General features: G+C 32.2%; 8 protein-coding genes. 7 read left to right on the plus strand and 1 reads right to left on the minus strand.

The window, feature by feature from the left end; all coding sequences use genetic code 11:
* Window positions 1-21: 21 nt before the first annotated feature.
* From EYD46_RS15185 to bshC, 3 genes are all read left to right on the plus strand, one after another.
* Window positions 22-5,433, plus strand: a complete 5,412-nt coding sequence (locus EYD46_RS15185) for a T9SS type A sorting domain-containing protein (RefSeq protein ID WP_130938021.1) — start codon at window positions 22-24, stop codon at window positions 5,431-5,433.
* Window positions 5,430-6,137, plus strand: coding sequence for a hypothetical protein (locus tag EYD46_RS15190; protein WP_130938022.1), 708 nt, complete (start codon window positions 5,430-5,432; stop codon window positions 6,135-6,137). Before EYD46_RS15185 ends, EYD46_RS15190 begins: the two co-directional genes overlap by 4 nt.
* A gap of 72 nt (window positions 6,138-6,209) precedes the next feature.
* Window positions 6,210-7,811, plus strand: coding sequence for a bacillithiol biosynthesis cysteine-adding enzyme BshC (bshC, locus tag EYD46_RS15195; RefSeq protein ID WP_130938023.1), 1,602 nt, complete (start codon window positions 6,210-6,212; stop codon window positions 7,809-7,811).
* A gap of 4 nt (window positions 7,812-7,815) precedes the next feature.
* Here bshC and EYD46_RS15200 read toward each other — a convergent pair whose 3' ends face one another.
* Window positions 7,816-9,684: a tetratricopeptide repeat protein gene (locus EYD46_RS15200; protein ID WP_130938024.1), complete on the minus strand. Its 1,869-nt coding sequence runs from the start codon at window positions 9,682-9,684 to the stop codon at window positions 7,816-7,818.
* A 101-nt stretch (window positions 9,685-9,785) separates the two neighbouring features.
* On the opposite strand from EYD46_RS15200, the gene guaA reads away from it, so the two are divergent.
* From guaA to EYD46_RS15220, 4 genes are all read left to right on the plus strand, one after another.
* Window positions 9,786-11,321 carry a glutamine-hydrolyzing GMP synthase gene (gene guaA, locus EYD46_RS15205; protein WP_130938025.1) on the plus strand — a complete coding sequence of 512 codons (1,536 nt, stop codon included), beginning with the start codon at window positions 9,786-9,788 and terminating at the stop codon, window positions 11,319-11,321.
* A 282-nt stretch (window positions 11,322-11,603) separates the two neighbouring features.
* A complete protein-coding gene (locus EYD46_RS15210) occupies window positions 11,604-13,541 on the plus strand; it encodes a PBP1 and LysM peptidoglycan-binding domain-containing protein (protein ID WP_130938026.1) in 1,938 nt (645 codons plus the stop codon).
* Window positions 13,542-13,581: 40 nt separating this feature from the next.
* A complete protein-coding gene (locus tag EYD46_RS15215) occupies window positions 13,582-14,124 on the plus strand; it encodes a DUF922 domain-containing protein (RefSeq protein ID WP_130938027.1) in 543 nt (180 codons plus the stop codon).
* A complete protein-coding gene (locus EYD46_RS15220) occupies window positions 14,125-14,352 on the plus strand; it encodes a DUF3820 family protein (RefSeq protein WP_130938028.1) in 228 nt (75 codons plus the stop codon).
* The last annotated feature ends 32 nt before the right edge of the window (window positions 14,353-14,384 follow it).

Consider the following 14,384-nt stretch of genomic DNA (forward strand, 5'->3'; position numbering starts at 1 on the left):
TTAAAGTTTCAATAGAAAATTATGTGTAGATCCACTTTACTGTTTTTTTTGTCAATATTTAGTGCAACTTTTTTATCGTGGTCGCAAACCACAACTGTTCTTGATGCTAACTTCGAAAATTATCTCGAAACACATGCAGCCAATGGCTTAATGGTTGATGTTGGGGATGAAACAAGTATGGGAGATGGTATAGCTAACAATAGTACTGTGTTTACGGATAGGATAGAAGGAGTTACATCTTTAATAATAAGCGATTTAGGTATTGTAGATTTAACAGGTATTGAAGATTTTAGTAGTTTAGAGGTATTAATATGTAGCAATAATAGTATGTTAGATATTGATGTTTCTGGAAATGTCAACCTAAAATCTTTAGTGTGTAGTTTCAATCAATTATCAGAATTAATTATTGCTCCCAATACAGATTTACTGGATTTAGATTGTTCAAACAATCAAATTACCTCAATTAATATTAGAAATAACACCCAATTAAAGGATGTAAACTGTTCTAACAATAGAATTTTAGATATAGATGTTAGTGAAAACATGGCATTAACATCATTGAGGGTTTCAGGTAATAGAATATCTACTTTACTTGTCAATAATAACTCAGATTTAGAAAGGCTTTATTGTGCATCAAATCAAATATCAACATTAAATTTATCCTCTAATGAGGATTTAAAAGTATTAGATGCTTCAAATAATGCCATTACGGGTTTAGATTTAAGTACTATCAATACAACTATTTGCCCAGACCCTCAAACTGATCCTGTAACTATTTGCCAAGGTAACTCTATTATCAATGTGTCAAATAATCAATTATCGTCTTTAATAGTAGCTAATGGTTTTAATGATTTAGTGACATCGTTCACTTCCGAAGGAAATCCAGATTTATCATGTATACAGGTAGATTCTGGTTTTACACCAAATACTAATTGGGTAAAGGATGATTGGACCTACTATTCTGAAGCTACCTGTACAGATGACTACACGTTTGTACCAGACGGTAATTTTGAACAGGCTTTAATCGATTTAGCTCTAGATGATGTTTTAGATAATCTGGTTTTAACATCAAATATTGTAGCTGTTAACAATCTAGATGTATTTAATTTAAATATTGATACTCTTTTGGGTATTGAAGATTTTACAGGACTTACAACCCTAAATTGTGGAGGTAATAATATTTTAGAATTAGATATTTCAAATAATATACTCTTAACCAATTTAGATGCTTCTGGTAATAATATAGAGCATCTAGATTTAAGTGCTAATACAGCATTAACCGTTTTAAATATTTCAAATAATAATATAAGCAGTGTAGATATCACTACAAACGTATCTCTAGAAGATTTAAACTGTTCCAGCAACACCATCCAGCTTTTAGATTTAAGCAATCATCCATCAATTACAGATTTTAATTGCGAATCTAATGCTTTGGAAGTATTAAATATTCAAAACGGACAAAATGGGAATTTAGCAAATTTTACAGCTGTGAATAATCCTAATCTTTCTTGTGTTGAAACAGATACGGGGGGAGTGCCAGCTGGAGTAAATTGGGCTATAGATGCAACGGCAAATTATGCGACGAATTGTGGGACTTATGTTCCAGATGGTAACTTTGAACAAGCTTTAATTGATTTGGGATATGATGTAGCCCCATTAGATAATTATGTGCCTACAGGTAATATTTTAGGGGTAACTGATTTAGATATTAGTGGTAGAGATATTGCTGATGTAACAGGAATTCAGGACTTTGATGCCCTGCAAACCTTTAACTGTGCAAATAATACCATTGTTGAGCTAAACTTAGTGGCAAATATGTTATTAACAAGTATTAACTGTAGTGATAATGCCTTAGAGTTTGTTGATATAAGAAATGGAAATAACGCCAGCATCACGTTTTTTGATGCCACCATTAATTCCAGTTTGTTTTGTATTAATGTTGATGCTGCTGTGATAGGTAATATTCCGGCAGGCTGGACGATTGATCCCATTTCAAATTATAACTCTGATTGTGATACTAATAGATTTACGCCTATTCCAGATGATAATTTTGAACAAGCTTTAATTGATTTAGGGATAGATGCTGGCCCATTGGATAATCAGGTATTAACTGCTAATATAGAATATTTAACATCTTTAAGTATAAGCGGTAAAAATATTGAAAGTCTGGAGGGTATACAGGCATTCTTGTCACTTACAGAACTAGATTGTAGTGATAATTTTTTAGATGAATTGGATGTGAGTGGTATGGTTAATCTGGAAAACTTGTTCTGTGGTTCAAATTTTTTCCTTACCACAAATACAACTAACCCAAACGGTGTATTAAATATTTCAGCTACACCTAATTTAACCAAACTATTTTGTCCGGATAACAATTTGGCCGATTTGGATATCTCATTACATTCTAATTTAGAAATATTGGAATGCTCAAACAACAAATTAGGGGTAATGGATATTAGTAATAACACTAATTTAATAGAGGTTGTTTGCGACAATAATAAAATATCAAGCTTTGTTAGTTATGTAGCTGATAACTCTACGTTAATCACAATAAGCTGTAACAATAATGAGCTCTCTACCCTACAAGTAAATAGATGCTTAGCACTAACAACTTTAAATTGTAGAAGTAATGCGTTAAGCTTGCTGGATATAGGCGCTAATACGGCCCTGGAAGTTTTAGATTTTTCAGATAATGAACTAGCTGATATAAACCTATCTGCCAATTCTAACCTCATAGCACTTTCAGGATCACAAAATCAGCTAACCGAAGTAGATGATTTATCATCAGTAGTTCTGGAAAGTTTAATTTTAGACAATAATCAAATAAGTCAATTAAACACAGTATTAAATAGCTTACCCTTGCTTAAGCATTTATCAGTTAGCAGCAATACTCTCACAGATTTAAATACAAGTATAAATGTAAGTTTAATAGAATTAAACGTGAGTAATAATGCACTCACATCTTTAGAGCTTGCCTCGAATTTAAATCAGCTTAAAAACTTTAATTGTAGCAATAATGGAATTAATGGTGGTTTGGATTTATCTACGTTGGGAACAGGAACCTGTCCTGCGCAGAACTTAAACAATCCACTAGACTTTTGTCCAGATACCATCACTATAAATGTGTCGGGTAACCAAATAGAATTCGTAAATATCCAAAATGGAATAAATAATGATATATCTAATTTCTCGGCAACCAATAACCCTAATCTTACCTGTATTCAAGTAGATGATGTAAATAATATTGGGACAAGTTGGATAAAGGATATAAGCGCTGAATATAGTATAGACTGTAAATTTGGAGAAACCTATGTACCTGATGATAATTTTGAACAAGCATTAATTGATTTAGGTTACGATATAGCTCCTTTAGACGACTATGTACCAACCATAATTATAGAAGTGGTAACTGATTTAGATATAAGCGGAAACAACATTATAGACTTAACAGGTATAGAAGATTTTACTGCTTTACGGGTTTTTAATTGCTCTAACAATACCATAAGTACCATAGATGTGGGTAGTAATATAAATTTAACTGAAATTAACTGTTCTAATAATACTTTAACGCATCTAGATTTAACCAATAACGCAGGTGTTGTTAGTGTGAATATCTCCGAAAATGATTTTACTGAATTTGATGTTAGTCTAATCCCAGCACTTGAAGTATTGGACTGTAATCAAAACGAGATTGTAGAACTTGATTTCAGTACTAATCCTGCAATTACAAATCTAAATTGTGCTTCAAATGCATTGGAGGTTTTAAATTTACAAAATGGGCAAAATGGTAATCTAACGAATCTAAATGCCCAGAACAATACAGTTTTAACTTGTATCCAAACCGACGATGGCACGGTTCCTGGAGGAGTAACGTGGTTAAAAGATGTAACTACACAGTATGCTATAAACTGTCATTTTGGAGAAACTTATGTGCCGGATGATAATTTTGAGCAGGCTTTAATAGATTTGGGTTACGATACAGCACCCTTAGATGATTACGTACCCACTGCAAATATTAAAAACAGACAGTCACTAGATGTAGAAGGTAAGGCTATTTTAGACTTAACTGGTATAGAAGATTTTGAAGCATTAACAACATTAAGCTTTAGTAATAATTTAATTGAAGTAGTCGATTTGAGTAATAATGTACAGTTGGTAGGTATTGATGCTTCAGGAAATCAACTCACAGATTTAGATACCTCAAATCTTTTAGATTTAAATTATCTAAATATAGCTGGTAATAATATTACCCAAATAAATACAGCTTCGAATTTAGGTTTAATAGATTTAAATATTGCTGATAATCAATTCGCAACATTAGATGTTAGTTTACTTTTAGATTTAGAAAAGTTGAATTGTTCTTTTAATCTACTAACAGAGTTAGATTTTACTTCGAATACGAAACTCACCGAGCTGATTTGTATTTCAAATTTGTTATTCCAAGATAAATTGAATATTCAAAATGGTGCCAATGAAACTCTTAGGATATTTAATGCTTCGGATAATCCAGACTTAAGCTGTATTTTGGTTGATGATCCTGTTGCTGTAATCTCCAATGTTAATGGTTTGTATGATAATTGGTTTAAGGATGCTACAACAAATTATCAAACGGTTTGTGACGATGCCGATAATGATGGCGTAGCCAATGAGGACGACTTATGTCCTGGAACACCATTTGGAGAACCAGTAGATTTATTTGGCTGTACCTTTTCAGCATTACCAGAAGATAATTTTACCATTCTAATTACAAGTGAAACATGTTTAAATAATAACGATGGAAAAATAAGAATAACTACTAAAGAATTTTATCAATATAAAGCACATTTAGTTGGAGATGATTTTGATAGAGAATATAGCTTTACTAACGAAATAGATATTTTAAACTTACTTGCGGGAACGTATAGATTATGTATTACATCGGATGAGTTACCAAATTTTGAGAGGTGTTTTGATGTTGTAATTAATCACCCTGAAAATTTGGATGTCATTACTGGTAAAAGTAAAAAAGGTAAGGAAGTAACGTTTACTATGTCTGGAAGTAGTAATTATAATATTGATTTTAATGGTTTACAATTTTCAACCATAGATTCCTCTATAACGCTACAATTAGAACAGGGAGAAAACACAATAAGAATTTCAACAGATTTACCTTGTCAAGGTTTTCATGAGGAAAGTATTTTATTGTCTGATGAAATGTTAGTATATCCAAATCCATTTCAAGAAAATATCAATATTTACTTGGGAGAAATGGATAGTGATGTTGTAGAGATACAGGTCTTTTCTTATATAGGGCAAATGGTTTTAAATAGACAAATAGAGCGGAAAGATAAGAGAAGTGTTACTATAAATACTCAGCATTTTAAAACAGGTTTGTATACTGTGATTATAACATCTAAAAATTCAATTTCTAACTTTAAAATTGTTAAGAAATGAAAAAGATAATTTATGTAATTTGTTTTAGTTTTTTAGTGTTTGCATGTAGCAACCCTTCCACTATAGAGCCAGATCCAATTAGTGTAGACCCAGAAGAACCTAGCGAAATAGATAAACTAACTGTAAGTTTACAGTTTCCTCACAAGGATGAATTGTGTAATACAGGAGCAAATATAACACCAACACAAAGTACTGTCTTTTTTGAATGGGAAGCGAGTGATGTTGCAGATGGTTATAGAATTTTTGTCACAAATTTAATTGATGGATCAACTATTGAAGAAGAAACTACCGAAGATAAAATAGGAATTGTAATAAATAGAGCAACTCCATATTCTTGGTATGTACAATCTAAACGCGGTACTATAACAGCAGAGAGTGAAACTTGGAAATTCTATAATTCAGGACCAGGGGTTGAGACATACGCACCTTTTCCTGCTACAATTAATGCTCCAGACATGGCAGCTTCTGTAAATGCAGGTACGGTTACTCTTATATGGTCTGGTAGTGATGTTGATGATGATATAGTTAATTACGATGTATATTTAGGAACAAGTAATACACCAGATATTCATGCTAGTGCCGTTACTGCAACTCAGCTAGATGTTACTGTAAGTTCAGGAGCTATTTATCATTGGAAAATAGTTACTAGAGATGCTACAGGAAACACTTCAGAGTCTAGTTTATTTCAATTTAGAGTGCTTTAAAAAAGCCTTAACTTAATTTTTAGATTTTAAAAAATGTAATAACTGTATATTTACACGACTATTACGTGATATATGCAGCAAGAGTACATACCATTTCGAGCTACTGGTTATTTTTCATCATTAATTTGTGATTATTTAGATGAAAAAGACGAGCTAAAATCGTTTTATCATCGTTTTCCATCCATTGATAATTTTAAATCTCAAATTGAAGAGAAAAAGCAATCTGTTCAGGTACAGTCGAGAATTACTTTAGTAAACGCTTTGAAGCAGCAGTATCAAAATCTTAAAGTTTCAGAATCTACAAGCCACAATATTGAAAGCTTAAATTCTGAAAATACATTTACGATAACCACAGGACATCAACTCAACTTATTTACAGGACCGCTTTATTTCTTATATAAAATAGTTTCAACAATTAACCTTACAAATCAACTAAAGGAAGTATATCCAGAATATAATTTTGTACCAGTTTATTGGATGGCCACAGAAGATCATGATTTTGAGGAAATTAACTACTTTAATTTTAAAGGAAAAAAATTCCAATGGAATAAAAAGGCTAGTGGAGCTGTAGGAGAGTTGTCTACCGAAGGTTTAGATGAGGTTTTAAAATTGTTCTCACAAGATTTGGGGAGTAGTAACAATGCAAAGGATTTAAAGCAACTTTTTAAAAATGCGTATGTAAACCATACCAATCTTGCAGATGCAACGAGATATTTGGCCAATGAATTATTCAAGAACTATGGTTTGGTTATTGTGGATGCAAACGAGGCTAGTTTAAAACATATGTTTATACCATATGTTGAAAAGGAGCTCCTAAATCAGGTGTCGTATAAAACGGTTAGCGCCTCAAATGATAGCCTTACGCAAGTTGATGACTCCTACAAGATTCAAGTAAACCCAAGAGAGATTAACTTATTTTATCTAAATAAAAATTTAAGAGAGCGCATTGTTTTAGAGGATGATGTTTATAAAGTTTTAAACACACAAATAGTTTGGAGCAAGAGTGAGATAGAAAAAGAGCTTAAAGACCACCCTGAGCGATTTTCGCCAAATGTGATTATGCGTCCCTTATACCAAGAAGTAATTTTGCCAAATCTATGTTACATTGGAGGTGGAGGAGAGTTGGCCTATTGGATGCAGTTAAAATCTTATTTTGAAGCAGTAGGCGTTTCTTTTCCTATATTATTGTTGAGAAACTCTGTTTTAATTAAAACAGAGAAACAATCTAAAAAACTTCAAAATTTGCATATTTCTGATGAAGATATTTTCTTGAAACGAAATTCTTTTATCAATAAAAAAGTGCGTGAAATTTCTAATATTGATTTGAGTTTTGCGTCTCAAAAAGAGTATTTAAAAGCTCAATTTGAAGATCTACTTACACTTGCAGAACAAACCGATAAGTCTTTTATCGGAGCTGTTAAGGCACAAGAGAAGAAACAGCAAAAAGGGCTTGAGAAATTGGAAAAACGGTTGTTAAAAGCACAAAAGAAAGCACTCTCCGATGAGGTGTCTAGAATGACAGAACTTCAAAATGAGTTGTTTCCTAATAGGAGTTTGCAGGAACGTAACGCTAATTTTTCAGAGTTTTATTTGGAGTATGGACAATCGCTAATCCCAAGGCTAATAGAAAATTTAAAACCGTTAGATGGCGAGTTTTCAATTCTAACCATTTAGTACACTAAAGATTAAGAACTAAATCTTGTAAAGAATCTTCAGTGGTTATGTCTAATTTTTTACGTAATCGGTAGCGTGCTTTTTTAACCCCTTCTGGAGAAATGTTTAAGATGTTAGCTATCTCTTTAGAAGATAAATTCATCTTTAATAAAGCCATTAATCGCAATTCATTTGATGTTACTTCTGGGAATTTCTGCTTAACATTAGTATTAAAATCCGTATGTACTTGCTCAAAATAACGAGAAAAATTATCCCAATTATTGTCGCCTTTTAAATCAAAATTTATGGTACGAATTAATTGATTATACCCTTTTAGAGAGTTTTCAGAAGTTTTAAAAGTTTTAGCTTGCTGTTTTAAGTTTTCTAAAAGTTCATTCTTCTTTGCTAAGTGCAATGCATGTATAGTTAATTCTTTCTTTTTGTAATCAAGTTCAAGATTTAGTTTTTCTTTTTCGGTTTTACTTCTTTTCAACTTTTGCCTTAAGGCATAAAAACCAATTAATGCTAGTAATAAACCTAATCCCAATAGGATAGTATATAACGTATTAACTTCTCCTTTTTTTTCTAATAGATTAATCTCTGCTTCCTGTAAGGCTATTTGTTGTTCTTTTTTCTCGGTTTCATAAATGGTTTTTAACTCTTCAATTTGTTGTGTTTTAGTAATGGAATATAAACTGTCATTAACTTCTCGGGATGCATCAAGGTATACTATAGCTTCTTTGTGCTTGTTTTGTGCTTGTAGAATCTTAGCTCGGTAAGGATAAAAGCGCTTTAAATAGGCGAGAGCGTCGTTAGGTTTAGCAAGTTCTATAGCTTCATAATTATACTTTAGTGCTGTATCGTAGTTTTTGTTCTTATATGAAATTTTAGATAATCCGTGAAGTGCATTAGCTAAGTTAAGTTGATAGCTTTCTTCCTCTGCAATAGTTTTAACTTCTAGAAAAAGTGATTTCGCTTTAGCATAGTTTTCATTTTCTATTTCTAATTCCGCCACAGCATTTAGTGCATCAGAAAGTGCAAATTTATCTTCAAATTCTTTAGCATATTTTATAGCTAAATCGTAATGTTTTTTTGCATTAACGTAATCATCTAAGTTTTTATATGTAGACCCTAAAGATGTATTAACATAAGTTAGCGACCATTCCTGATGTTCTGTCTCATAGATTTTTGCAGCTTGCTTATAATATTTTAGTGCAGATTCATAATTTTTTTGAGTAGATTGAATGATACCAATTTGTTCCAAGGCACCAGCTCTTCTAGGATCTTTTGCTTTTTCAAAACATTCTAAAGCTTTTAGAGCTTCTTTTAAGGCTATTTTGTAGTTACCTTTTTCTGCATAACGGATGGATAACGCATCATGATGTGATCCAATAAACTTAATTTTAGAAGGGTCATCATCATCTTCGGTTTCTTCAATTAGTTTTAAATTTTCTTTGGTAATAGCAATTGCTTCATCTAAGTCTCCCGATGTTTCTTTAACAATAGAAATGGCATGATTAATAAATATTAACCCTCTTGTGTATGAAATATCTTGAAAGTTTCTTTTTGCAATGGCGTAATAGTGTAAAGCAGAATCATTTTCACTTTTGTTTAAAAAATAATCGCCTATATGCATGTTGCATGCAGCAATACCAAACTTATTATCAATTCTATTTGAGATTTTTATACCTTTTAAAGCATAGGCTTTTGCCTCTTCAGGTTTAGAGTATTTAAGATTTTTATTAAGATTTATTAAGATGCTAATTTTTGTAGAGTCATCAGTTTTTCTTTGTTCAAGTTCATACTTTAAACTGTCAATAAGCTTTTTATCTTGAGCTTGTAGAAAGTAAAATTGAATAAGTAATAAAAGCGTAGAACAAATGAACTTTTTCATATTGGGCAACAATTTATTTTTAATAAAAATAATATTTAATAATTGTTGAAAAAATAAACTGCCCAAACTTTCCAATAAAAAATCAATTCCTATTTTTGCGCATGCAACATGATAAGGTACTAATTTTAGACTTCGGGAGCCAATACACACAGCTTATTGGGCGTAGGGTTAGAGAACTCAACATATATTCCGAAATTCATCCATTTAATAAAATTCCAATAAATTTAGAAGAGTACAAGGCAGTGATTCTGTCGGGTAGTCCAAATTCTGTAAGAGGCGAGGATGCATTGCATCCAGACTTATCTAATATTAGAGGTAAAAAACCAGTTTTAGCTGTATGTTATGGTGCTCAATATTTAGCGCATTTTTCTGGTGGAGAGGTGGCACCTTCTAATACTAGGGAGTACGGACGTGCTAATTTATCTTTTATTAAAGGCAATGAGCCGTTTTTTGCACACGTGAATACAGGTAGTCAGGTTTGGATGAGTCATTCAGACACTATTAAGAAGCTTCCTGAAAATGGGGTTTTAATTGCTAGTACGCATGATGTTGAAAATGCAGCTTACAGAATTGATGGGGAAGAGACTTATGCTATTCAATTCCACCCTGAAGTATACCATTCTACTGATGGTAAGCAAGTGTTAGAAAACTTTTTAGTGAACATAGCTGGTTTGCATCAAGATTGGACACCACAGTCTTTTGTTGAGGAAACTGTTGAGGCTATTCAGGAAAAAGTTGGCAACGATAAAGTTGTTTTAGGGTTGTCTGGAGGTGTAGATTCTACTGTAGCTGCTGTTTTATTAAATAAAGCTATTGGTAAAAACTTGTACTGTATTTTTGTGAACAACGGCTTACTGCGTAAAAATGAATTTGAAAGCGTTTTAAACCAGTACGAGGGTATGGGACTTAACGTTAAAGGTGTTGATGCTTCTGATCGATTTTTGGCTGCTTTAAAAGGTGTTGAAGACCCTGAGAAAAAGCGTAAAGCCATTGGTAATGCTTTTATTGAAGTTTTTGATGATGAGGCTAATAAGCTAGAAGATGTAAAATGGTTAGCACAAGGCACTATATATCCAGATGTTATAGAAAGTGTCTCTGCTACTGGGGGACCTTCTGCAACTATAAAGAGCCATCATAATGTTGGTGGTTTACCTGATTTTATGAAACTTAAAATTGTGGAGCCTTTAAGGGCAATTTTTAAGGATGAGGTAAGGCGTGTTGGTGCTACTTTAGGTATCGACCCTGAATTGTTAGGACGTCATCCTTTCCCAGGACCTGGTTTAGGTATTAGGATTTTAGGTGATATTACTGCTGAAAAAGTTAAGATGCTTCAAGAAGTAGATTATATTTTTATTAACGGGTTAAAAGAATGGGGCTTATATGATAAAGTATGGCAAGCAGGAGCTATGTTATTGCCCGTTAATAGTGTTGGTGTTATGGGAGATGAGCGTACTTATGAAAAATGTGTAGCTTTGAGAGCTGTAGAAAGTACGGATGGTATGACGGCTGATTGGGTAAACTTACCTTATGAGTTCCTTCAAAAAACATCAAATGAAATTATTAACAAGGTAAAAGGTGTAAATAGGGTGGTCTACGATATAAGTTCTAAACCTCCTGCTACTATAGAGTGGGAGTAGTACACTTAAGTGATTTGGTAGCTTGAATATCTGATATCTTGGATTTTGAACTGATAATTGCTGATTGAACTGCGTTAGGGATTGTAGAGAAAAGCCCACAGCCCGACGAAGGAGGTGCGAGGACTTGCAACGAAAAGCCCGACCCGACCTAAGGAGGGGAACGCCCACATAAAAATTTGGCATGTTATATGTAATAATATTTTAAAGGTTATTAATCTTTTTACACAATAAATAACGTATATAAACTATTTAGTATAGGTTAGCTATTAAACAAACAATACAATGCATAGATTTTTATTAGTTTTAATTGTTTCATTATTTTTTGGAATAACTTCTGTAAATGCACAAAACTACAGTACACATCAGGTAAAAAAAGGAGAAACTATTGAGGGAATTGCTAAACGCTATTATGTAACGCCTTCTGATATCTATGGTTTAAATCCTGATGCCAAAAAAGGTTTAAAGCCTAACACTATTTTAATAATTCCTATTTCTAAAGCAAAAAAACCAAAGATTACTGAAACTAAGGAGTTACAAGGGTTTAAAAAACATAAAACTAAACGTAAGGAAACGCTTTTTGGAATTTCGCAAAAATATGATGTAGAGATTGAAGATATAAAAAAGCACAATACATTTTTATATGCAAATAATTTAAGAAAAGGGGATAAACTGCAAATACCAATTTTTAAAATTACTAAGGTTGAAGAAGAGGTTGAAGCATACAAGATGTACACAGTACTTCCTAAAGAAGGAAAATGGCGTATAGCGTATAAATTTGGAATTACTGTTGCTGAGTTAGAAACTATTAACCCAGATATGGGGGAGGTATTGCAAGAGGGACAAGAAATTAAGGTGCCTAATATTGAAAAGACTGAGGAGAAAGCAATTGATGAGCAATACAGTTATTATAAAGTTTTACCTAAGGAAGGATTTTACCGTTTAAAACTTAAGTTAGGTTTAGAACAAGAAACGTTAGAAGAGTTAAATCCAGGTTTAGCAGAAAGCGGCTTAAAGGTAGGGATGATATTAAAGATACCGTTTACTGATGCTACCGAGGGAATTATTGCAGAAGAAGCAGGTGCTATTAATTTAGCAAATAGTATTAAGGATTTTGATACAAAACACGTTGCTTTAATGTTACCGTTTAGGCTGAATCGTGTTGATTTTGATTCAATATCTGGAACTAAAAAAAGTATTGAGAAAGATCCTTATTTAGATGCTTCTTTAGATTTTTATTCTGGGGTTTTACTTGCAGTAGATTCTTTAAAAAAACTTGGAGTTTCTATTAAGTTAGATGTGTATGATACCAAGTATCAAAATACGGCTGTATCTAGAATACTATTGGAAAATAATTTTGAAAATGTGGATGCTGTAATTGGCCCGCTAACTACTAAGAATTTTAATATTGTTTCGAATGAATTGAGACAATATCATGTTCCTGTTGTATCTCCAATTGGCACGAAACTTAAACTTCATGATAATGTGTTTCAGTCTAGACCTTCTGATGATTTACTTAAAGCAAAAATCATCCATTATGTGAAAACCGATAGCTTACCAAAGAATATTATAATAATTGCAGATTCTAAAAATATGCCTATTGCTAATGCTTTAAAGCAGGAGTTTAATACGAGCACAGTTGTGTATTCTAGAAAAAATAAAGAGGGTAAAGATGAGTATTTTGTAACTAAAGAAGATATTGAAACGGCACTAAAACCTGGTTTGAATCTGGTATTTTTAGAAACACAAAATGAAAGCTTTATCTCTGGAGCTACTAGTATTTTAGCAGCTTTGAATTTGAAAGTAGATCCTGAAAAACCTGAAGTGGAAAAATCAGAAATTATCTTGGCTACCACCAAATTTAATGGTGCTTTTGAAGGCGATGAGGTAAATAATACACATCTTTCAAAATTACAATTTACTTTCGCTACATCCTCTAAAAGTTATAGTGAAGATGATGAGAATACTTTTATTAAGAATTATAAGAAACTCTATAATATCACTCCAGGAAGACGTGCAGTAAAGGGGTTTGATTTAACTATGGATGTTGTGCTTAGAATGGTAACATCTGAAGACTTATTCATGTCTGTTAATGATACTCCATTAACAGCTTACGTGGAAAACAAATTTGCTTATAAGAAGAAATTGTTTGGAGGTTTCTACAACGATGCTGTTTATCTTGTAAGGTATAACAATCTTAAGGTTGTAGAGCTAAAGCAATAAGGCAATTGTATTTGACGTTTAGTTATAAACTTTAAACCCTGTGCATAAGATTGTTTTAGTAATATGTTTGTTATTATTTGTACAGTATAATGATGAACCAGTAATGTCCTGGCATGATAACTACCGTTTAGTATGGAATGATTTTAAAGCAAAGCCAAAGTATACTATTAATGCAGTTGCAATAACGGCTTCTGGGATTACTTTTGGTTTTTCAATTAGAGAGAGTGATAATCGTGTAATAAGCTTTTCAACAGAGGTGCATGCACATTTTTACCCAGAACAATCCTGGTATAAGCCTGAAAGTGTAAATGATCATGTACTAGGCCATGAACAGTTACACTTTGATATTACTGAATTATTTGCCCGAAAATTTAGAAAGCGTATAAGCTTATTAAAAACTACCAATGATGTCGCTAAACGCTTAAGGGAAATACATAAAAATATCAATAAGGAACTCGCTGCGTTTCAAAATAAATATGATACTGAGACTGATTTTTCCAGAAATATAGAGATACAGCTATCATGGGAAGCATTTATTAAAAAGGAATTGAAAAAGTTAGATTATTTTAAATCTGTAGACTAAATGTTACCTGATAAACAATTTTTAATAGACTTAGCGCATACCAAAATGCCCTATGGGAAATATAAAGATCGCTATTTAATTGATCTACCAGAATATTACGTGGTTTGGTATCATGGTAAAGGGTTTCCTAAAGGTAAATTGGGTACTATGCTTTTACAAGTTTATGAGTTAAAAATAAATGGGTTGGAGAGTTTAGTGCGAGAAATTAAAGAAAAATATCCTAAGTGATTTTTTAGTTTGTTGTTACTTAGGGTAATATT

Origin of the sequence: Hyunsoonleella pacifica (assembly GCF_004310335.1) — a bacterium.
In the GTDB taxonomy this organism is placed as follows: Bacteria; Bacteroidota; Bacteroidia; order Flavobacteriales; family Flavobacteriaceae; genus Jejuia; species Jejuia pacifica.